The sequence below is a fragment of the Vibrio gelatinilyticus genome (assembly GCF_022836845.1).
GTDB lineage: Bacteria > Pseudomonadota > Gammaproteobacteria > Enterobacterales > Vibrionaceae > Vibrio > Vibrio gelatinilyticus.
The window spans coordinates 32,424-54,063 of record NZ_JAJNNZ010000010.1 but is presented as its reverse complement, the minus strand read 5'-3'; the positions used below and the strand labels follow the sequence as shown (position 1 = coordinate 54,063).

Genomic DNA, 21,640 nt, shown 5'->3' with positions numbered 1-21,640 from the left:
GCTTTTTACTATTTAAGAAGATGCTGCGTCATGCTCTTCGTTGCTTGGCAGTGCATTCCAAACGGCTTTGACTAACGTCGCCAAAGGTATCGCGAAGAACACACCCCAGAAGCCCCACAGTCCACCAAAGACCAGAACTGCCACGATGATGGCGACTGGATGAAGGTTAACCGCTTCAGAAAACAACACCGGTACTAAAACGTTACCATCTAACGCTTGAATAATTCCGTAAGCAACAAGCAACCAATAGAATTGTGGTGCAAGCCCCCATTGGAACAAGCCGACAATCGCCACAGGTACGGTTACGGCTGCTGCACCAATATATGGAATCAACACTGAAAAACCAACGGCTACGGCCAGTAAAACAGAATAGCGTAGATCCAACAAGGCAAAGGTAACGTAACTGACACTGCCGACGATCAATATCTCCAGCACTTTGCCGCGGATATAGTTTGAGATCTGCTGGTTCATTTCCAACCAAACTTTATTGGCTAATCGACGATTGCGTGGTAATAGACCGCTCGCTATATCAACCATTTCCTCTTTATCTTTAAGTAAGAAAAACACTAATAGAGGAACAAGAATGAGGTAGATTGCCAGAGCTGCCAAACTCACCAATGATGCAAACGAGCCTTTGACCACATTTTCCCCAAGCAATAATACCTTATCTTTTAGGTTCGCAATGATGGATTCAACAATATGAATTTCTGCAAGATCTGGATATCGAACAGGGATTTGCACAATAAATTCCTGCAAACCGTTATACATATTGGGGATATCGTTTAGCAAGTTGCCTACCTGCCGCCATATGGTTGGCACGAGCCCAAAGATGGCTAACAACATCAAACCAATAAATATCAAAATGACGACAACAACAGATAAGGTGCGTGGCAACCCTAATCGACGCAGCTGAGTGACTGGCCACTCTAGAAGGTAGGCAAGTACAATTGCCACCAATAGGGGCGCAATCAAATTACCAAAAAAGTAAATCGTGACGAAACCAAATAAAAGAATAACCACCAAGCTTACGGCATCGGGGTCAGAAAAGCGTCGCTTATACCAGCGGCGAACCATGTCAAGCATCAATGTGATCCTGTTTAGTTATGGTAATAGAGCTACAGTCTGCACCCTGCGTACAGTAAATTTGATACTGCTTCGAGTGTAAAAACTTCAAAATATCTTGTTGCGACTGGCTATCGGCGAGCTTTACGATCAACTTATCGCTACTGGCCATACTCTTACACGCTCGCTTAACAAGAAGAAGTGACATAGGACAGCGTTGATTTAAAAGGTCTAAATACTTAGTCTGCATAATGTAGAAGGCATGTTATTACAAATACAAATCAATTCAACCTCGCTTATTCACAAAGTGAGTGTAACTGGGCCTATTGTAGATGGTTTTCGTTTTAATCCCAAACGGTATATGTTAGACATTGTCATTCGCATTGTTTCTAATGATGACGGTTGAATTAAACAAAGCATCCATAAATCATCACGATATAGATGTAGTCAAAGGTCCCTGCCTTGTGACAGAATAAGTATCGTTTACATCAGCATAACAAGCTCATTGAAACCAAAGCGGCTAATTGTGGTCTTAAATTGAAACATCGGAGTGATCAAAAAGGTAGTATGTTAAAACGCACGCGCTCTCTAATTTGCCTATGTGTCGCAGCGGCGGTGAGCTCCCCGAGTGTCACAATGGCCAATACGCTAAACTTACCCGAGATTGGTACGGCGGCAGGGTCGACACTCAGTATCGATCAAGAACTTGTCTATGGTGATGCTTATATGCGCATGCTTCGGGCTGGGCAACCTGTTGTCAATGATCCTGTGTTAAGTGAGTATATCGATGCTATTGGACATCGGTTAGTCTCCAGTGCGGATGATGTAAAAACGCCATTTACTTTCTTTATGATCCGCGATCGAAATATTAACGCTTTCGCGTTCTTTGGTGGGCACGTTGCGCTGCACACTGGATTGTTTCTTCATGCCCATACTGAAAGTGAGTTAGCCTCGGTGATGGCGCATGAGATCGCGCACGTAACTCAACGTCACTTAGCGCGACGCATGGAAGATGAAGCTCGCCGTTCACCAGCAACCATTGCCGCCCTCGCTGGCTCACTATTGCTGGCTATCGCAGCACCACAAGCTGGTATGGCTGCTTTAACAGCAACAACGGCAGGTTCGATGCAAGCGAGTATCAACTACACCCGCAGCAATGAAAAAGAGGCCGACCGATTCGGCATTGCGACACTCGCTCGTGCTCAGTTTGATGTGAATGATATGCCACGCTTTTTCGGGCGTCTTGCTGATGAATACCGCTACGCCAGCAAGCCACCGCCAATGTTACTCACTCACCCTCTTCCAGAAGACCGTATTACCGATACACGTCAGCGAGCTCAAAACTATCCCCCTCTTCGAGTCCTGCCTTCCATTGATTACCATCTTGCGCGAGCTCGTATTGTCGCTCGATACGCTGGGATAAAATCTAACGCTGCCCTAGATTGGTTTGAAAGAACCGCTAAAAAGGCTAAAGCGGATATAGCTCCATCCTTTGAATATGGTAAGGCGTTGGTTTTTCTCGATAACAATCAGCTTGAAGAGGCCGAGAAAATTCTGACAAAGCTGCTGTCACAAAGACCAAATAATAATTTTTATCTTGATGCAATGTCCGATTTATACATTGCTCAAAAGCGGCCACAAAAAGCCGAAGAGATGCTCAAAAAAGCGCTCAAAACCAAACCGAATAACGCGGTTATTACCATTAATTACGCCAATGCCTTACTCGAAGGGCAAAAATACGAGTCAGCGATAAAAATATTGCAAAAGTACACTCACGATAAGCCTAATGACACCAATGGTTGGCACCTGCTATCTGAAGCCAATATTAAAATTGGCGACAGTAAAGAAGATCTTGCTGCTCGAGGTGAGATCATGGCATTAAACGCACAATGGGATAAATCCATTCAACTCTACTCTCAAGCGAGCCAACTCGCTGCATTAGGCAGTTTGCAGCAAGCACGCTACGATGCACGCATCGATCAGCTGCTTATTCAACGTGATCGCTTCCTAGCTCTACAATAAAAAGGACCCTATATGTCAGTCGTTATCTACCATAACCCTCGTTGTTCAAAGAGTCGTCAAACTCTGGCGTTACTAGAAGAAAATGGTGTCGAGCCACAGATCGTCAAATATCTCGATACACCACCATCCGTTGAGACGCTAAAGCAGCTTTTCCAGCAACTAGAATTAGATAGCGTCAGAGCAATGATGCGTACCAAAGAAGCGATTTATAAAGAGCTCCGTCTTGGCGAAGCCACCGTGAGTGACGATGATCTATTTAAAGCAATGTCCGAAAATCCAAAACTGATTGAACGCCCAATCGTTATCAATAACGGCAAAGCAAAACATGGACGCCCACCGGAGCAAGTTCTTGGCTTGCTATGAGAAATACGCAGCTATTAGTGCTCTATTACAGTCGCCACGGCAGTACTAAGTCTCTGGCAAGGCAGATTGCACGTGGCATTGAGTCCATTGATGGCTGCGAAGCCATCATTCGAACCGTCGACGAACTTGATCGGCGTGACGGCCTGCCAGAAAGCGACCCTGTGGCGACAAAAGAAGAGCTAAAAAAGAGCCATGGTCTGGCTATGGGAAGTCCAGTCTGGTTTGGTAACATGGCGGCCCCTCTAAAGCACTTTTGGGACCAAACCAGTGATCTTTGGATATCCGGGGAGCTAATCGACAAGCCTGCGTGTGTGTTTACCTCATCGTCAACACTTCATGGGGGCCAGGAAACCACTTTGCAAACCATGATGTTGCCACTGTTGCATCATGGCATGATGATTCTTGGTATCCCGTACTCTCAACCAAGCCTACACACCACTCAGTCTGGCGGAACACCTTACGGTGCGTCTTCTGTCGCAAGCTCTACAGGCCGCCTCTCTGCTCATGAAACCGAACTCGCTTATAGTTTAGGAAAAAGACTCGCCGAGACGGCTAGAAAACTGAACAACGCAACAAAGGAATGATAAATGGAACCAGTTAGCTCAAGGACCGAAGTTTTACGATATTTTGCCTTGATCAGTAATTTGGCTTTGCTTGCGTGGGTCGCATTGTGGCATGGCTATTTGTCCCCGCATCCACACGTCAACCCCACGACACTCACGATAGCTTGGATGATCCCGCTACTGCTGCCTTTACCTGGTATTTTGGCTGGTAAACCATACACACATGCGTGGGCCAACTTTGTATTGATGCTGTATTTTTTACATGCGTTCACTTTACTTTATACGGACGAAGGCGAACGCTGGTTAGCATTAATAGAGCTGCTCCTGACCACCACGACTTTTATCGGAAACACCTTGTATGCACGAATGAAAGGCAAAGAGCTCGGGTTGAAACTCCCTCGCCTTTCTTCTGTTGAAAAAGAAGAAAAGAAACGGTTTGGCACAAAAAAGTAAACGTTAGATCTGCAACAAAAAAGGGGCCGAGGCCCCTTTGTCATTTCAAGTTATTTACACCGCAACAAAGTTAATAAAGCCACTCAAAAGCAAGCTTAGGTTGAGCGTTTGGCTGTGAGTTTTGCTCATCTTGTAGCATGGCTTCACCTTCAGCAGCAGAACTCGTTTCAGAAAGAAACGTATCTTCCTCAGTGACTTCTGGTTGGGTGTCAGGCAGTGCTTCATTGTCTGTCGTTAATATCGGCTGAATGTCGAGCTCATTACTTGCTGTAGTTTCAGTTTCAACGCGAGCCTCTGATCTGTTCAACTCTGGTACATCAACCTTTTTTAATAGGCCGAGTCGCAATACTTCCTGTTCAAACTCTTCTAGACCTGATAACAAGTGTACTCGCGCCACCACATTTAGCCCCTGAATTTCGTGGACATCAACTCGGGCAACGGATGATAGACGAACCAAAGCTCGCTCTAATGTAAAGAAAGCATCGGCACTATTAACATTGCTAAAGACAACTGAAACAAAACCTTCTTGACCATCGCTCACTGTAACAGCAGTGCGAGATGCATAGTAATTACTTACTTCATCAATCAAGCCTTGCGCGGCATTTCGCCCTGTTTGCTGTCCAGTAAGAGGATCAACTTGAGAGCGTGAAATCGTGTTTGGGCTTTGATCATAAAGCGTCCAGCGCAGGTTATTACCTTGTGCTCGCACGACCAACACACCGTCCACAGGATAACGTAAACTGGCCTGACTAATCGGGTCGATGAATCCCCCCCAAATGTCGGTAACCTGAACCCCTGTCATGTCTTCAAAGTCTCCGATAGGAAAAGTTAAAGGCAGTCCTCTTACCTGAGCAAACTTTTTAAGCTGCTTGGCTAGCGGTGAGTTTGAGTGTTCCCAAACGATGTTACGATCGTAGGCTGTCTCTTCGACCACCCACATCATGATGTTGGCTCGTTCTGCTGGCCAATAAGGCAAGTTAGCTTGCGTTAGCAGACCATTTACTTGCTGGCTATTAAACACCATCTTCAGTGCTTTTTGCCCTTCGACATCGGTATACCCCAGTTGAGAAATATATTGCGATGTCTGACTCAGCGCTTTTTTCACGACGTCGTTGTTGGCGACCTCTTGATCCCCACTGGCTCGCACCAACACTTCAACCATACCTTGTCGTCTTGCAAGTTGTTCAGCGTTGTTATCTTCGCCATTGATAACGATTTCAGATGAATAGATATCAATATTTGTTAGAGCATATGCAGGGATAGACAGCATAGCCAATACTAAACAGGCAAAATAGCGCATAAGTTTCCTAAATAATTAAGCTTTACCGCAGATGATAAGCAACTATGAATGAGGGAGCAAGTTCACTCCATCAGCGTTAAGTCAATTTCGCTTGTCAAGTCTCGTCTTAGAGACAAATAGATGCTCCGTCGTTCTATTCTAAATATCTGTACAAAGTTAAGGGTTGTTGATCTAAACATATAGGCAATCGATTACAAAATGTTACACTTTCGCCAATTTGCCTATTTTTAGCGAAAAATGGGCATGTCTATCCTTTAAACATTGAGAATTAACCATGAAAACTATCATTCAAGGTGCCCAAATGCTCTTCGTCGCTTTTGGCTCTCTGGTGCTTGTACCCCTGCTTACAGGGCTTGATCCCAACGTCGCACTGTTTGGTGCCGGTGTTGGTACTTTGTTGTTCCAACTTATTACACGTAGAAGCGTCCCTATTTTCCTTGCCTCCTCTTTTGCTTTTATCGCCCCTATTATGTTTGGTATTCAAACGTGGGGAATCGGCGCAACGATGGGCGGTTTGATGGCAGCAGGTATTGTCTACGTATTACTTGGCGTGCTAATCAAGGTTCGTGGCGTGGCAATCATTCACAAATTGTTGCCTCCTGTAGTCGTAGGCCCAGTTATTATGGTTATTGGTCTTGGACTTGCCCCTGTTGCTGTCAACATGGCTCTTGGTAAAACAGGTGACGGTGCGCTACAACTTGTCGACGCAAATGCCGCTTTGTGGATTTCAAGCATCTCTTTGCTGGTCACCATCACTGTCAGCGTCTTTGGGCGCGGTTTCTTGAGACTGCTGCCCATTTGTAGCGGTATTTTGGCTGGTTATGTGACAGCGTTGTTCTTTGGCGTTGTAGATTTTAACCCTGTAGTACAAGCATCCTGGTTATCGATGCCGAACTTTACCGCGCCAGAGTTCAATATCAACGCCATCCTATTCATGCTACCTGTAGCTATTGCACCAGCGGTAGAGCACGTCGGCGATATGTTGGCAATATCGAATGTCACAGGTAAAGATTACCTTAAAAAACCAGGCTTACATCGCACTATCGCAGGTGATGGTGTTGCAACAATCGCAGCGTCTATGTTGGGAGCTCCACCCAACACTACCTACAGCGAAGTGACTGGCGCGGTTATGCTAACAAAAGCATTTAACCCCGTGATCATGACCTGGGCTGCCGTTACCGCTATCGTATTAGCTCTTGTCGGTAAGCTAGGCGCAATTTTACAGACAATCCCGGTTCCAGTGATGGGCGGGATCATGATCTTATTATTTGGCTCAATTGCTACAGTAGGCTTAAACACACTGATCAAAAACCACGTTGATCTTCACAACTCCCGTAACCTAGTGATTGTGGCAATTACATTGGTGTTTGGCATCGGCGGTATGGCGTTTGGTATTGGTGACTTTAGTCTGCAGGGTGTAAGCCTATGTGGTATTGTCGCTATCATCCTAAACCTAGTCTTACCTGCTAACCTTGGCGAGAGCAAGGTTGTTGATAATGCTCAGATAGAAGACTAGTACGCTTAGATTGATTAAATCGCAGGCTTAAGCTCACAAGTTTAAGCCTGCTGCATGTCCGCGACACACTTTAGTGTTGATAAACAGGATAAAAAAAACGCCCACAATTGTGGGCGTCTTTTTATGCATTTACTTTTCGTGTACTTACACAGTACCAAAGATCTTATCACCCGCGTCACCAAGACCCGGAACAATATAACCTTTGTCATTTAAGCACTCATCGATTGCTGCTGTATACAGTTCAACGTCTGGGTGAGCTTTTTCTAGCGCTTCGATCCCTTCTGGAGCTGACACCAACACAAGCACCTTAAATTGCTTACAACCTTGCTCTTTCAGCAGGTCTATCGTGGCAATCATAGAGCCACCAGTTGCTAGCATAGGGTCAACAATCAGCGCGATACGCTCATCAAGATTTGAAGTTAGTTTATTGAAATAAGGAACTGGCTCGAGCGTTTCTTCGTCACGATAAATACCAACAACACTGATTCTTGCACTTGGCATGTGCTCAAGAACACCATCCATCATACCAAGACCCGCGCGAAGAATCGGCACAACGGTGACTTTCTTACCCTTGATCTGGTCGATTTCAACGGCCCCATTCCAGCCTTCAATTGTTACTTTCTCAGTTTCAAAGTCTGCGGTCGCTTCATAGGTTAGAAGGCTTCCCACCTCTGTTGCAAGCTCACGAAAACGCTTAGTACTAATGTCACCTTCACGCATCAACCCCAATTTGTGTTTTACTAGGGGGTGCTTAACTTCAACAACTTTCATTTCCAACTCCGGCAATTTTTATCAAACCTAACAATTATACATGACCTGCAAAAACTTTCAGGGAAGAATCCAAGGAATTTTCTTACAAGCATAGTGAGAATTCGCAGTCTCGCACTGAATCTATTTTTCCTGTTGAATTTGGTCCACTTTCCTGCAGAAAAAGAAGTTTTCAATTTCTTACGCAAACGTTTTCCTTTTTGATTAAACCCCTGTTAGAATAGCGCCGCTTTCAAATCCATTTATGATCGAGGACTGTCCCGTGAGCGGAAATAACACTTCCTTAAGCTATAAAGACGCAGGCGTAGATATTGATGCCGGCAATGCGTTAGTTGACCGAATTAAAGGCGCAGTTAAGCGCACCCGTCGCCCTGAAGTAATGGGTGGTATTGGTGGTTTCGGTGCGTTGTGCGAACTGCCAACGAAATACAAGGAACCTGTTCTAGTATCAGGCACAGACGGTGTTGGTACTAAACTCCGCTTAGCGCTAGATATGAATAAGCACGATACGATCGGTGTCGACTTGGTGGCTATGTGTGTTAATGATCTGATTGTTCAGGGCGCTGAACCACTGTTTTTCCTAGACTACTATGCAACAGGAAAACTGGATGTGGATACGGCTTCAGACGTAGTTTCAGGCATCGCTGAAGGTTGTGTTCAGGCTGGTTGTGCACTGATCGGTGGTGAAACCGCTGAAATGCCGGGTATGTACGAAGGCGAAGATTACGACGTTGCAGGTTTCTGTGTGGGTGTTGTCGAAAAAGCAGACGTCATCGATGGGACCAAAGTTGCAGCTGGTGATGCTCTTATCGCGGTCGGTTCAAGTGGCCCACATTCAAATGGCTACTCTCTTGTTCGTAAAATCCTTGAAGTATCAGGCGCAGATAAGAATGAAATGCTAGGTGAACGCACCATCGGTGAGCACCTATTAGAACCAACAAAGATCTACATCAAATCGGCTCTAAAAATGATTGCCGAACATGATATCCACGCAATTTCGCACATTACTGGTGGTGGTTTCTGGGAGAACATTCCTCGCGTACTTCCAGAAGGTACGAAAGCGGTAATTGATGGCAACAGCTGGGAGTGGCCTGCAATTTTCAACTGGCTTCAAGAAAAAGGCAATGTCGATACATTTGAGATGTATCGCACATTCAATTGCGGTGTTGGCTTAGTAGTGGCACTTCCAAAAGATCAAGCGGAAGCAGCTGTGAACCTTCTTAATTCAGAAGGTGAAAACGCTTGGGTTATTGGCGAAATCGCAACAGCGCAAACAAACGAAGAGCAAGTAGAGATAAAATAATTCATGAAGAATATCGTTGTTTTAGTATCAGGAAATGGAACGAACCTACAGGCGATCATCGACGCTTGTGAATCGACGATCAGCAATGCTAAAGTTCGTGCGGTTTTCTCTAACAAAGCAGCGGTTTTTGCTCTAGAAAGAGGGACAAGAGCGGGAGCTGAATCCGCATTTCTCGACCCTAAGCTGAGTGAAAGTCGTGAAGCGTTTGACGAAGAATTAATGCGCCGCATCGACGTTCACTCTCCGGATCTTGTTGTTCTAGCAGGCTATATGCGTATTTTAAGTGGCGAGTTTGTTCGTCACTATATGGGACGAATGATTAACATCCACCCGTCATTATTGCCGAAATACCCTGGCCTTAGTACTCACCAACGCGCCATCGACAATTGCGATGAACATCATGGTACAAGTGTTCACTTTGTTACAGAAAAACTCGACGGAGGTCCTGTCATCTTACAGGCTAAAGTTCCTGTTTTTGATGAAGACACAGTAGAAACCCTTGAGCTTAGAGTTCAAAGCCAAGAACACCAAATTTACCCTCTAGTGGTAAAATGGTTTGTTGAGGAGCGGCTAAAAATGGAGGGCAACAAAGCCCTTCTTGATGGCAAGGAGCTCGGCCCGCAGGGATACGCCGAAAGTTAATAAAAAAGCGAGTGATTATATCACTCGCTTTTTTTTGGTTTAAATCGGTGCTCATAGGGATTCTGTTGGTGCTTGGCTTTTAGGCTTTACTTCGGCAAACTTTACATCCACAAGTGCATCTACATTACTTTCTATCATCTCACCAAAGTGAAATAAATTATACTCACCAGGTTTCATTCTATGCCATGTTTCATTGCCCGTCAGTGGTTGAGTCGCAATCACTGAAACGACATCATTTGGCGTGGTTTCTTCCTGGAAGTTAATGGTAATGTCTTCGTCTAGCAAACTGGCTTTACCAAAAGGTGCACGACGAGTGATCCAATACAAATGGTTGGTACAAAATGTCATTACATACTCACCATCACTGAGCATCATGTTGTAGACACCGAGCTTCTTGAGTGACTCACAACACTGAGCAACGTAACGAAACATTGCGACCATATCTTGCGGCGGCTCAGGAAATTTACTTTCGAGTTGATGTAATAACCAGCAAAAAGACAACTCACTGTCTGTCTCTCCGACAGGACGAAAGCGCCCGGTTTCCAACTCTTGATAGTCACTCAATTGGCCGTTGTGAGCAAAGGTCCAATACCGCCCCCACAATTCTCGGGTGAATGGATGCGTATTTTCTAGGTTAACCTGACCACGATTTGCTTGTCGGATGTGGCTGACAACAGCACAACTTTTGATGGGATAGTTCTGTACTAATTCAGCTATTTTCGACTGACTACTTGGCTTTGGGTCTTTAAAGGTCCGAAAACCCTTGCCCTCATAAAAGGTGATCCCCCAGCCGTCGCGATGTGGACCCGTGTTTCCTCCGCGCTGAATCAAGCCAGAAAAACTAAAACAAATATCCGTTGGCACATTGGCGCTCATGCCAAGCAATTCACACATTCTATTCCCTGTTTTTATGCTGTTGAGAAAAGTAACCCAAAACGGGTGAACCTCGTCCACCCGAGCGATTAAACTAAGCCATCTCTTTTTCGATAAGCTGGATAATGATATGGATTATTTTGATATGAATTTCTTGAATTCGATCAGCATAGCCGAAATGAGGAACTCGAATTTCAATATCCGCGCAACCAGCCATCTTACCGCCATCTTTACCTGTTAGCGCGATGGTTTTCATACCCTTAGCTTTAGCCGCTTCAATCGCTTTCAAGATATTACCTGAATTCCCTGACGTTGATAGACCAAAGAGCACATCACCTTTGCTGCCTACCGCTTCGACATAGCGAGAAAATACGAAATCATAGCCAAAGTCATTACTCACGCAAGACAGGTGGCTTGGATCTGAAATCGCGATTCCTGGGTAACCAGGACGATTTTCACGATAACGCCCAGTCAACTCTTCTGCAAAGTGCATCGCATCACAATGTGAACCACCATTACCACAAGAAAGAACTTTTCCGTCTTGTTTAAAAGAGTCTGCAATCAACTTTGCCGCCGCTTCGATTTGCGCAATGTTGTGCTCATCGCTTAAGAAGGCATTAAGTACATCCGCCGCTTCCTGGAGTTCATTCTTTATCAGATCTTGGTACATGTTGTTTTCTCTAATTATTGGTCCGCATTTGCGGTTCTTGGAGGTAATAATGAGTTTACCCATAATAGCCATAGGGTGTCGAGAGCTACAAGCACACTTTCATATCATACAAACTGACTCAACATCTTATTCTCAGCCTTGATATGGCTATCGAGTTTAGCAGAGCAAGTTTCGCTCTTAATTCTGAATATAAAACAAACATATTTTACATTTATGTAATATTCAGGTTACAATTAACTGGTTAGACCTCTTACCTTAACTTGATTTACTTGTTACTAATAATAATGAAACATACCCAGATAAAGGATCGATCATGGATATCTTGCTCTCTACACTAGGACTAGTGGTTGTGATAAGCGCCTGCTTCTATCACCGACTTGCCCTAGCTTACTCACTTGCTGTTATTACCCTTGCGATGATTGTTGCGTCAGCATTTGGCGGATTTGGTTTAGGTACATGGATTGCCTATGTTGTCATTGCAACGCCTTTGTGCGTCCCAAGCGTCAGGCAATCACTGGTGAGTGCCAAAGCCCTAAAGGTATTTAGAAAAATACTCCCTGCGATGTCTCAAACAGAAAAAGAAGCTCTAGAAGCAGGAACTGTCTGGTGGGAGTCTGAACTGTTTAAAGGCAAGCCAGACTGGAAACAACTGCAGTCCATTGCTGCGCCTAAATTATCAAAAGAAGAGCAGGACTTCCTTGACGGCCCTGTCAATACCGTTTGCGCGATGGTCAACGACTACCAGGTGACTCATGAGATGGCCGATTTGTCTCCAGAGGTTTGGCAATACCTTAAAGACAACCAGTTCTTTGCGATGATCATCAAGAAGAAATACGGAGGGCTAGAGTTTTCAGCATATGCACAATCTCTCGTGTTACAACGCCTGACTGGTGTTTCTGGCGTACTCTCTTCTACAGTTGGCGTTCCTAATTCACTGGGACCTGGTGAGTTATTACAGCACTACGGCACAGAAGATCAAAAAAATCATTACCTTCCACGCCTTGCTAACGGGCAGGAAATTCCATGCTTTGCCCTAACCAGCCCTGAAGCAGGATCGGACGCTGGGTCGATCCCTGATTTTGGCATCGTCTGCAAAGGAAAGTGGAAAGGAAAAGAAGTTCTAGGTATGAAGCTGACCTGGAACAAACGCTACATTACTCTAGCTCCGGTTGCGACAGTACTTGGGCTTGCTTTCAAACTGCGCGATCCAAATGGACTACTAGGTGATACTGAAGATCTAGGCATTACCTGCGCTCTTATCCCTACTAATTTAAAGGGTGTTGAGATTGGCAATCGTCATTTCCCACTAAACGTACCATTCCAAAATGGGCCGACTAAAGCACAAGATCTGTTCGTTCCTCTGGATTTCATCATTGGTGGCGCCGATATGGCCGGACAAGGCTGGCGTATGCTGGTTGAATGTCTATCTGTTGGCCGAGGCATCACCTTGCCTTCAAACACCACTGGAGGCCTAAAAACAGCAGCATTAGCAACAGGCGCCTACGCGCGTATTCGCCGTCAATTCAAACAGCCTATCGGACACATGGAAGGCATCGAAGAGCCATTAGCACGTATTGCTGGCAATGCCTATGTCATGGATGCGGCAAGTAGCTTAACCGTGGCAGGAATCGATCTAGGACAAAAACCTTCGGTTATTTCGGCCATTGTAAAATATCACTGTACGCACCGAGGTCAGCACAGTGTGATTGATGCCATGGACATAGTGGGTGGCAAAGGTATCTGTTTGGGCCCATCGAACTTCCTAGCTCGTGGTTACCAGGGTGCACCGATTGCCGTTACAGTAGAAGGTGCCAATATCTTAACGCGTTCTTTGATCATCTACGGTCAAGGGGCTATTCGTTGCCACCCTTATGTTTTAGCTGAAATGGAAGCAGCACACTCTTCACAAAGTGACGCTGTCGAGAAATTTGACCAAGCGCTCGCGGGGCACGTTGCGTTCTCTATCAGTAACTTTATTCGTAGTTTCTGGCTTGGTCTCACTGATGGACGGTTCTCAGCTTCCCCGAATAGAGATGCGACGACTCGCTACTATCAGCAATTAAACCGTTATAGTGCAAACTTAGCATTGCTGTCTGACATTTCGATGGCTGTGGTTGGTGGTTCACTTAAGCGTAAAGAAAGGTTATCGGCGCGTTTGGGTGATATCCTCAGCCAGCTCTACCTTAGCTCAGCAACGCTTAAGCGATTTGAAGAGGAAGGAAAAGTAAAAGAAGATCAACCGCTATTGGATTGGGGGCTTCAAGATAGCCTTAAACAGACCGAAACGGCCATCTCCGATTTCTTGGACAATTTCCCAAATCGCTTTATCGGTAAGGTACTAAGATTCATCGTATTACCTCTTGGCACAGTGCGAAAAGCGCCGTCTGACAAACTAGACAGTAAGCTTGCTCGTATCTTGCAAACACCGTCCGCAACCCGCTCTCGTATTGGACGCGGCCAATACCTAGAGCCAACAGGGAACAATCCAGCAGGTCTTATCGAACAAGCCCTGCATGTTATCCTGACGGCTGAACCAATTTTTGAGCGTATCAGTAAACAGACCAATAAAAAACGTCCATTTACACAACTAGATCAAGTTGCGAAACTTGGCCTAGAAAAGAATATAATCACCAAAGAAGAAGCTGAGTTGCTAACCCAAGCTGAAGCTCATCGTCTTTATACAATCAATGTCGATGATTTCTCACCGGAGGAGCTTGCCGCAAAGCCCGTGTTTCCACAAATGGAAGACGTAGCCTAAGTTAACTTGCTCGAGCAATAAAAAAGAGAAGGTATATCCTTCTCTTTTTTTGTCATCATTATTTGAATGATTCAATCTATCGCATCTTCAACTGCATTTCGGGCTGAGATTCTTGCTGCAAGCGACGTTTCTTGGTAAACCACCAGCCAATAAAGATAAGAAGCAATAGCAAAGAGTTTCCTAACACAATGACGAGCATACTTTTTGTTCTTATTTTTTCTCGATGCGCTCGGATTTGAGCTTCTTGTTGTTCTTTCTTCCTTGCTTCGCGAGCGGCTGTTTGCATTTCCTGCGCCTTGCTCACATCAATGTTAGCTACCACATTAAAGTGCTTCTCCGGTAGTCCAAAGACCAGCGGCCTGCCCGTTGAGGCTTCATTGGCATAGACAAACCCACTCCAGTGGTGTTTACCAAAGTGAGTTCGAGCGTCAAGCGCTACATCTATGCCCATTCGACCTTTAGCAACGTGCTGTTGACCAACGATTTTGGTGTCATCAGGATACGCTAGTGTGACGTGAGCCGCCAATGAGTCGAGATCAAGCGTCGCACTTTCACCCACAACGGTAACATGATGTGGTAGTGAACCATCAACGGAAGGCTGAAGACGAACAGTAAATGGCGTTGGGTAAATCAATACCGTTTGCTCAACGGCCCGCAGAAAAACTCCGTTACCAGTACTTATCATGATGTTGTACTTACCAGGCTCAATATCCATCGGCAGTTCTACCGTAAAAACGCCGTCTCCTGCTTTCTCATCTAACTTTTGGCCATCGTCGAAAAACTCACCAATAACCCGTGGAAGAGGCGCTGTTACACCGGTCGCAGCATCTGTTGGGTTAACATAGCGAGTCACCACCACACGCAAGTTAACCTTATCAAGAATATTTTCGACGATAATTGGCTGCCCTTCAGACAGTAGCCGAGCCGTGAATTTAATTCTTTCGGTAGAATAGACGCGGGCTGGCAACTCATCGGCTTCAAGGCTCAATTTAGACACCAGCTGAATGTTATTCTTTGGAGTGATCTTACCAATCGCTTGCCACGGGCCAGCCATTGGTGATTCGATAGAAATGATGTCTACGCCCGGCTCTTCGATCCAATGTACATTCGACGGGTGTTTTGACGCGTAGTACTTTCGACCATCGGGGCGCACTAAGGTCACGGAGCGAGAGTCGTCTTCCCGGTAAACAATAAAGCTAATGCGCTCTACCGATTCATCAACGCGAAAGCGATTATCGAGCAATGTCATATAGGATTCTGTCGCGTATGACTTTGTCAGTGACAAGACCGTCAGACATAAAACCAGCAAAATCCTAAGCATATACTCTCCTATTGGCGCCACAAACAGGAGCCACTTTTTTCAACAATGTCTAAACGCGATTGGTGTGCCTCTATTTCATCGGCCGTAGCATGTAAAACCTTTAATGTTTTTCGTGTTGGTGCCAAGCGTTGAATTGCTTCCCCGGCGCCATCTTGTGCACCACTATTAAATTGCAAAGAGGTTTGCCCCCCTGTCATCAACAGGTAAACATCGGCCAGGATCTCGGCATCGAGCAATGCGCCGTGAAGGGTTCGGTGTGAGTTATCGATACCGTAACGTTCACACAGAATATCTAGGTTATTGCGTTTACCTGGGAATATCTTTTTTGCCATTGCCAGGGTATCGGTAACCTGACAGATATCTTCGGTGCTGCCGAAACTAGGGTCAAACTTTTGGAACTCGTAGTCCATAAAGCCGACATCAAAGGGAGCATTGTGAGCCACCAACTCTGCACCTTTGATAAATTCAATAAACTCTTGATGAACGGCTTGGTACTCTGGTTTATCAACCAAAAACTCATCGGTAATACCGTGAACTGCGATCGCATCAGGTTGGATCTTCCTGTCAGGTTTCAGGTAGACGTGAAAGTGTCGTCCCGTCAGCTTTCTATTCACAATTTCTACTGCACCGATTTCAATGATTCGGTGCCCTAAATAATGCGGCCCCCCCTCTTGGTTCATACCCGTTGTTTCCGTATCGAGTACGACGATTCGGCGCTGTTGAGAATTGTGACTAGTATTGTTCATATTATGTATGTCAGACTATGTAGATAACAATTGAAGACATATAGTATCAAATCATGACGAAACAGGTCGAAATTTTCACAGATGGTTCTTGCCTTGGTAATCCCGGTCCCGGGGGGTACGGCGTCGTACTCAGATATAAGCAGGTTGAAAAGACGCTCGCGAAGGGCTATCACCTGACGACGAACAACCGCATGGAAATGATGGCTGCGGTTGTGGCTTTGCGCTCGCTCAAAGAACCTTGCCAGATCGTGCTAACCACTGATAGCCAATACGTACGACAAGGTATCACTCAGTGGATCCATAACTGGAAAAAAAGAAATTGGAAAACCGCAGATAAAAAGCCAGTTAAAAACGCCGACTTATGGAAAGCACTTGATGAAGAAAGCCAACGCCATACTATAGACTGGCGCTGGGTAAAAGGTCATGCTGGCCACAGAGAAAATGAAATCTGTGATGAGTTAGCGCGCGAGGCCGCTTCTGCGCCGACGGAAGAAGATACTGGCTATCAAGCTCAATAATCGCTTTTGACCCGCTTTTTTATGCAGCTTATACGATAATTCACACTCACTGGTGATAGCTTTCTCTTTAATCGCCAGTGAGGTTTCACAAGCTTGAGAGGAAAGGTACGCTTTCTCGCCACGATAAAATACAAACTGCCCATTGGTGAGGCCCAATCCCCGATACTGCTCTCCAACCATGTCCACATAGTGCGATAGCGTTTCATTGGAAATAATGCATAGCGGTCACAATGAATCACCTGATAGTTAAGCACACCCAGCCAGTCTTTGATTCGATGAGGGGTAAACATGCGACCACTCCAAGGAAAATTGTTCTTTCGCCAAGGCATGAAACTCGCAAGGCCGGTAAAACTCAACGGGTTGAAACCTGTGATGATGATATAACCGTCATCCATCATGACTCGATCAACCTCACGCAGCAATCGGTGTGGATCTGCACTAAATTCAAGTTGATGAGATAAGACAACCGCATCAAAACTCTTCTCTAAAAATGGCAATTCATACTGGTCAGCGATAACATTATGAAGAGGGTTCTCTTTATCGAGATGAACTTGATGTTGAATGTTGCAATTACTGCTGGTCAGTTCACAACTCAAGCCACCGAGTTTCAACATGTGGTAGCCAAATAGTTTGGGGCACCACTCATCAAACCGAGTTTGAATAGACTCAGAGACCCACTGCCCATTTGAAAGCTCACTCCATGAGTGAGGACGGGCTAGAACTTTAGCGCTGCGAGCTGGTTTCATATTCGCTCTATATCCCAATAGGAACTGGAGAAACAACAATGTTACATATCAAAAGCATACCTGCATTTGACGATAATTACATCTGGCTACTCGAAAATAATCAGCAGCAATGTGCAGTGGTCGATCCTGGAGATGCTCAGCCTGTTCTGGCCTATCTTGAACAACATCAATTGCAGCTTCAATCGATACTGATCACGCATCACCACTGGGACCATACTGATGGTATTAATACTTTAATAGAACACTTTCCCGACACCATGGTGATCGGTCCCTCATCTGAAAAAATCCCTCAAATCACCCACCCTGTATCCGAAGGTCATCGCATCATGTTATTTGGTGAAGAGTTTTTGGTCTTGGATCTCCCTGGGCATACATTGGATCATATTGGTTATGTTGGAGATGGCAAATTATTCTGTGGTGATGTGTTATTTTCTGCTGGCTGCGGTCGCGTTTTCGAGGGAAGCCAAGAGCAAATGTACAATTCGTTACAAAAGCTCACCTTACTCCCTGAGGAAACAGAGGTTTACTGCACACACGAATATACATTGGGAAATTTGGCGTTTGCTATGGCTATCGAACCCAACAATAATTTCTTACACGAGTACCGGGAAGACGCAAATCTAAAGCGCGCACAAGGCATCGCAACCATCCCTTCATCTATTGGGGTTGAGAAACGCATCAATCCATTTTTACGTACTCACCAGCCCGAGGTTATGGGTTCTGTCGCCAATAAAGCCACAACAGATTCGCCTTTAGCCACATTTATCGCATTACGTGAGTGGAAAAATGAATTTTGACGTATTCTTGCTTGATACCAGCATAAATTGGGCAGTATTATTCCCAGCCGTTCTAAAAAAAAGTTGTAGTAATTACTATGTATAAAAAATACAGTTGGGCTTTAGCCTTGTTACTCTCTGGCTGTCAATTAACATCGACAGAGCCAGAAAGTACCAGTTCTGAGCAAACCAACACGCCGACTGAAACACAACAGCCAACTACAACCGTCACGATCGAAGAACCACAGCCTGTTCCGGTTGTAGTAGAGGAGCCAAAAGTCGTCACGCCTCAAGAACAAGAAGATGTATGGCAGCGTATTGCGATGCAACTGCATATGACGACACCGGATCACAGCAAGGTGGAGTATTACCGTAAGTGGTATATCAAACATCCAAGCCACCTGCGCACCGTGTCTCAACGAGCTGAACCTTTTCTTTACCTGATCACAGAAAAAATAGAAGAGCGAGGCCTACCACTTGAGCTTGCCCTACTGCCCGTCGTCGAAAGTTCATTTGATGCCTTCGCCTATTCACACGGCAGTGCTGCAGGCTTATGGCAATTTGTTCCCGCGACAGGTAAAGCCTTTGGTCTAGAACAAAACTTTTGGTATGACGGCCGTCGAGACGTAGCCGCTTCTACCGACGCAGCCTTAGATTTCTTAACACAATTAAATCGTCGTTTTGATGGCGATTGGAATCATGCGATTGCCGCATACAACAGTGGTGGTGGTCGCGTATCAAGCGCTATCCGTAAAAACAAGAAACTGGGTAAGCCTACCGATTTTTTCTCGTTGGATTTACCAAAGGAAACCAGCGGTTACGTACCTAAGCTCCTTGCATTGGCGGATGTTTTAGCCAACAAAGAGAAATACGGCGTTGAAATTCCAGCGATCCCCAACCAACCCGTTTTACAATTGGTCGATCCAAAAGAACAACTCGATCTTGCCATTGCAGCTAAATACGCTGGAATGTCAGTCAAAGAACTACAAAGTTACAACCCAGCGTATAACCAATGGGCAACATCACCAACAGGCCCGTACCAGCTATTAATTCCAAGCAGCAAAGTCGACGCTTTCCTGTCAGAAGTAGAGGCCAATCGTGGCAAAGGTGTAAAGCTGGTTCGTTATCAGGTAAAGCCTGGGGATTCTCTAAGCGTTATCGCCCAGAATCACCAAACGACGAGCAAAGTTATCCGCAGCGCAAACGGGCTTAGAAATAACTCAATTCGTGCTGGTCAATATCTACTGGTACCTACGTCAACGCAAGACGATGCTGCTTATGCGTTATCTTCGTCCAATCGCCTTGCCAAAATCCAGTCAACCTCCCGCGGAAAATACAAGCAAACTCACACGGTCAAAAGTGGCGATAGTTTGTGGACTATCGCAAGGGCAAATAAGGTATCTCACAAGTCGCTTGCTCGCTGGAATGGCATGGGCCCGAGAGACACATTACGTATAGGGCAAGAGCTCGTAATTTGGAAGAACAGCAGCGATGGTGCCATTATTCGCACCGTGTTCTACTCCGTAAGAAATGGTGACACTATCAGTGGTATTGCTCAGAAATTCCGTGTTCGTAGCAGCGACATCGTTAAGTGGAACAATCTTGAGGATCAGAAGTATCTTAAACCAGGTCAGAAGCTGAAACTGTATGTCGATGTGACTAAGGTGAGCGTATGACGGGTTCTCGTTCTCCTCTAGCCTTATTCGTCGATCTATTTCGATCGCCGAGTGGTGCATTCATCGCCCTTTACCAACATGGCAAGTGGGGGTGGTGGTGTTACCTGCTTCTATTGCTGGCGCCCTTTTTATTCTGGGGTGCGTATTTCGATATGGTCAACTTCGACTGGCTAGTCTCGGAGCTCACACCACAAATTGAATCGATTAACCCAGAACAGTTAGCGCTGCTTGACGCTAATACCCTAATGGCCAGTGAGATCCTAAGTGATGTCACGGCTCGAAGCCTGACGATTTGTGCCCTAGCTTTCTGGTTCTATTTAGCCACAAAAGCCATTCAGCCAATTCTCGGATACTGGAAATGGGTTGCAGCATGCTGCGCTATTTTATTTCCGGCCATTTTGGGGGACATCGCCAGCTACGTCAGCTTGTCACTAAATCAAGGTTATGTCTTGACCTATGCCGCCGACCTAAACAGTCTTAATGGTTTAGCTAAGCTGCCTCTAACCAATAAATGGTCAGGCTTGTTGTCCGCTGTGCCATTGCTACTGCCTTGGTACATTGTCTTAGGTTTTGCTGTTACCTCGACATGGACTAACGTCAGCCGCCGTCAAGCCATTAAGATTTCAAGCCTTCCTTGGCTTATCTTCTATCTTGTTTGGTTTATTCGCGTGCTCATCGGCTTTTGATTAGAAAAAGCCGATTTGCTCTGCTAATCGAGACGAAAAATCACCAATAAAGGGTTGTGATCAGACGCTTCACTAATGGGTGTTGAAGCGTCAATAAGCGTCATACCTCGATAAAAAACATGATCCAATGCCAAGCCTGTTATGAATCTTTTACGATGGTCAGGGTGAAACTCAACGCGTTGTAGCCCATATGCCGACAATGACGTTTGTAAGGCCTTCTGGCGAGCGCCACTCCAACTGTTAAAGTCTCCCGCCACCAGTATTGGCCCAGAGTGGGATACTAAAGCTCGTTCAAAAGCATCGAGTTGTTGCTGATACTCTTTCGTTCCCACAGTAAAATTAATCGCATGTAGGTTGACCACTATCAAAAATTCACCATTACTCAACAGATACTTGGCGTAGATCCCTGATTTAGGCAGCCTTAACCACGGCTCTATTTGAAGTTCTGCACACGCCAACACTGGGGCATGACGACCAAGGTTGAGTACACCTGCTGATACGTCGAAGGCTTTAAATGCGTTGACTTGATTCGCCAACCATTTTTGCTCTTTGATCCACGATAAGAATTCACTATCTAGACTGGCTTCTTGCAATAGCAATAACTGCTGATTTTGAGCATAACGTGTTAGCTCTGAGTACAAACTCTCACGGTTCTGCTTATAAACATTCCAGACGAGCACATTTAGTTGGCCATCTTGGTCAATCGCTATCGGCGTGTCATTATGGTAACAGTGCAGTTGAGAGGAAGATTGCTCGGCCTCAATAGATGTTACCGTTGGTGATGTCGGCACATTAAAGATAAGGTGAAAGCTTGAGACAGCAAGGATAACGCTGACAAAGAGAAGAATGATGAGGGATTTAATTTTCATTCTTTACGG

22 protein-coding genes are annotated in these 21,640 nt (G+C 45.4%); 12 read left to right on the top strand and 10 right to left on the bottom strand.

The window, feature by feature from the left end; genetic code table 11:
* Window positions 1-12 precede the first annotated feature (12 nt).
* Entirely contained in the window at window positions 13-1,083 is a 1,071-nt protein-coding gene (locus tag LNL84_RS13030; protein ID WP_244358002.1) for an AI-2E family transporter, read from the bottom strand.
* A complete protein-coding gene (locus LNL84_RS19830; RefSeq protein ID WP_425244310.1) occupies window positions 1,076-1,312 on the bottom strand; it encodes a sulfurtransferase TusA family protein in 237 nt (78 codons plus the stop codon). The genes LNL84_RS13030 and LNL84_RS19830 overlap by 8 nt, the downstream gene beginning before the upstream one ends.
* Window positions 1,313-1,629: 317 nt before the next feature.
* On the opposite strand from LNL84_RS19830, the gene bepA reads away from it, so the two are divergent.
* Genes bepA through LNL84_RS13010 form a run of 4 tightly spaced genes read left to right on the top strand, consistent with a single transcriptional unit; the run spans window position 1,630 to window position 4,463 of the window.
* Window positions 1,630-3,084: a beta-barrel assembly-enhancing protease gene (bepA, locus tag LNL84_RS13025; protein ID WP_244358001.1), complete on the top strand. Its 1,455-nt coding sequence runs from the start codon at window positions 1,630-1,632 to the stop codon at window positions 3,082-3,084.
* Between the two features lie 12 nt (window positions 3,085-3,096).
* Window positions 3,097-3,447 (top strand): arsenate reductase (glutaredoxin), encoded by a 351-nt coding sequence (arsC, locus tag LNL84_RS13020; RefSeq protein WP_244358000.1) that lies wholly within the window; start codon window positions 3,097-3,099, stop codon window positions 3,445-3,447.
* The gene (gene wrbA / locus LNL84_RS13015; RefSeq protein ID WP_244357999.1) at window positions 3,444-4,031 is read left to right on the top strand and encodes an NAD(P)H:quinone oxidoreductase; all 588 of its coding nucleotides are present in this window, start codon (window positions 3,444-3,446) and stop codon (window positions 4,029-4,031) included. The genes arsC and wrbA overlap by 4 nt, the downstream gene beginning before the upstream one ends.
* 3 nt (window positions 4,032-4,034) lie before the next feature.
* Entirely contained in the window at window positions 4,035-4,463 is a 429-nt protein-coding gene (locus tag LNL84_RS13010; RefSeq protein WP_244357998.1) for a DUF2069 domain-containing protein, read from the top strand.
* A gap of 70 nt (window positions 4,464-4,533) precedes the next feature.
* Here LNL84_RS13010 and LNL84_RS13005 read toward each other — a convergent pair whose 3' ends face one another.
* Window positions 4,534-5,763, bottom strand: a complete 1,230-nt coding sequence (locus LNL84_RS13005; RefSeq protein ID WP_244357997.1) for a DUF2066 domain-containing protein — start codon at window positions 5,761-5,763, stop codon at window positions 4,534-4,536.
* Window positions 5,764-6,037: 274 nt separating this feature from the next.
* Between LNL84_RS13005 and LNL84_RS13000 the strand changes: the two genes are divergently transcribed.
* Window positions 6,038-7,279, top strand: coding sequence for a uracil-xanthine permease family protein (locus LNL84_RS13000; RefSeq protein WP_244357996.1), 1,242 nt, complete (start codon window positions 6,038-6,040; stop codon window positions 7,277-7,279).
* 144 nt (window positions 7,280-7,423) lie between these two features.
* Here the strand turns inward: LNL84_RS13000 and upp are convergent, their stop codons facing one another.
* Entirely contained in the window at window positions 7,424-8,050 is a 627-nt protein-coding gene (gene upp, locus LNL84_RS12995; RefSeq protein WP_244357995.1) for a uracil phosphoribosyltransferase, read from the bottom strand.
* Window positions 8,051-8,309: 259 nt separating this feature from the next.
* On the opposite strand from upp, the gene purM reads away from it, so the two are divergent.
* Both purM and purN read left to right on the top strand, forming a co-directional pair.
* The gene (gene purM / locus LNL84_RS12990) at window positions 8,310-9,350 is read left to right on the top strand and encodes a phosphoribosylformylglycinamidine cyclo-ligase (RefSeq protein WP_244357994.1); all 1,041 of its coding nucleotides are present in this window, start codon (window positions 8,310-8,312) and stop codon (window positions 9,348-9,350) included.
* Between the two features lie 3 nt (window positions 9,351-9,353).
* Complete coding sequence (gene purN, locus LNL84_RS12985; protein ID WP_244357993.1) at window positions 9,354-9,992, top strand: phosphoribosylglycinamide formyltransferase; 639 nt, start codon at window positions 9,354-9,356, stop codon at window positions 9,990-9,992.
* 51 nt (window positions 9,993-10,043) lie between these two features.
* Here the strand turns inward: purN and LNL84_RS12980 are convergent, their stop codons facing one another.
* A complete protein-coding gene (locus tag LNL84_RS12980; RefSeq protein WP_244357992.1) occupies window positions 10,044-10,886 on the bottom strand; it encodes a class II glutamine amidotransferase in 843 nt (280 codons plus the stop codon).
* A 73-nt stretch (window positions 10,887-10,959) separates the two neighbouring features.
* The gene (gene lpcA / locus LNL84_RS12975) at window positions 10,960-11,535 is read right to left on the bottom strand and encodes a D-sedoheptulose 7-phosphate isomerase (RefSeq protein WP_244357991.1); all 576 of its coding nucleotides are present in this window, start codon (window positions 11,533-11,535) and stop codon (window positions 10,960-10,962) included.
* Window positions 11,536-11,848: 313 nt separating this feature from the next.
* Between lpcA and fadE the strand changes: the two genes are divergently transcribed.
* On the top strand, window positions 11,849-14,293 hold the full coding sequence (gene fadE, locus LNL84_RS12970) for an acyl-CoA dehydrogenase FadE (protein ID WP_244357990.1): 2,445 nt from the start codon (window positions 11,849-11,851) through the stop codon (window positions 14,291-14,293).
* Window positions 14,294-14,369: 76 nt separating this feature from the next.
* Here fadE and LNL84_RS12965 read toward each other — a convergent pair whose 3' ends face one another.
* Window positions 14,370-15,614, bottom strand: a complete 1,245-nt coding sequence (locus LNL84_RS12965; RefSeq protein WP_244357989.1) for a TIGR03503 family protein — start codon at window positions 15,612-15,614, stop codon at window positions 14,370-14,372.
* An 8-nt stretch (window positions 15,615-15,622) separates the two neighbouring features.
* Window positions 15,623-16,360, bottom strand: coding sequence for a DNA polymerase III subunit epsilon (gene dnaQ, locus LNL84_RS12960; RefSeq protein ID WP_244357988.1), 738 nt, complete (start codon window positions 16,358-16,360; stop codon window positions 15,623-15,625).
* 53 nt (window positions 16,361-16,413) lie between these two features.
* On the opposite strand from dnaQ, the gene rnhA reads away from it, so the two are divergent.
* A complete protein-coding gene (gene rnhA, locus LNL84_RS12955) occupies window positions 16,414-16,878 on the top strand; it encodes a ribonuclease HI (RefSeq protein WP_244357987.1) in 465 nt (154 codons plus the stop codon).
* On the opposite strand, the gene LNL84_RS12950 is transcribed toward rnhA, so the two are convergent.
* A complete protein-coding gene (locus LNL84_RS12950; protein ID WP_244357986.1) occupies window positions 16,872-17,624 on the bottom strand; it encodes a class I SAM-dependent methyltransferase in 753 nt (250 codons plus the stop codon). The genes rnhA and LNL84_RS12950 overlap by 7 nt on opposite strands.
* 38 nt (window positions 17,625-17,662) lie before the next feature.
* Here LNL84_RS12950 and gloB point away from each other — a divergent pair, with 38 nt between their 5' ends.
* From gloB to LNL84_RS12935, 3 genes are all read left to right on the top strand, one after another.
* Window positions 17,663-18,421: a hydroxyacylglutathione hydrolase gene (gene gloB, locus LNL84_RS12945; RefSeq protein WP_244357985.1), complete on the top strand. Its 759-nt coding sequence runs from the start codon at window positions 17,663-17,665 to the stop codon at window positions 18,419-18,421.
* Window positions 18,422-18,498: 77 nt separating this feature from the next.
* Window positions 18,499-20,076, top strand: a complete 1,578-nt coding sequence (locus LNL84_RS12940) for a LysM peptidoglycan-binding domain-containing protein (RefSeq protein WP_244357984.1) — start codon at window positions 18,499-18,501, stop codon at window positions 20,074-20,076.
* A complete protein-coding gene (locus LNL84_RS12935; RefSeq protein WP_244357983.1) occupies window positions 20,073-20,762 on the top strand; it encodes a YIP1 family protein in 690 nt (229 codons plus the stop codon). The genes LNL84_RS12940 and LNL84_RS12935 overlap by 4 nt, the downstream gene beginning before the upstream one ends.
* Before the next feature lie 23 nt (window positions 20,763-20,785).
* Here LNL84_RS12935 and LNL84_RS12930 read toward each other — a convergent pair whose 3' ends face one another.
* Window positions 20,786-21,631 (bottom strand): endonuclease/exonuclease/phosphatase family protein, encoded by an 846-nt coding sequence (locus LNL84_RS12930; protein ID WP_244357982.1) that lies wholly within the window; start codon window positions 21,629-21,631, stop codon window positions 20,786-20,788.
* Between the last annotated feature and the right edge of the window lie 9 nt (window positions 21,632-21,640).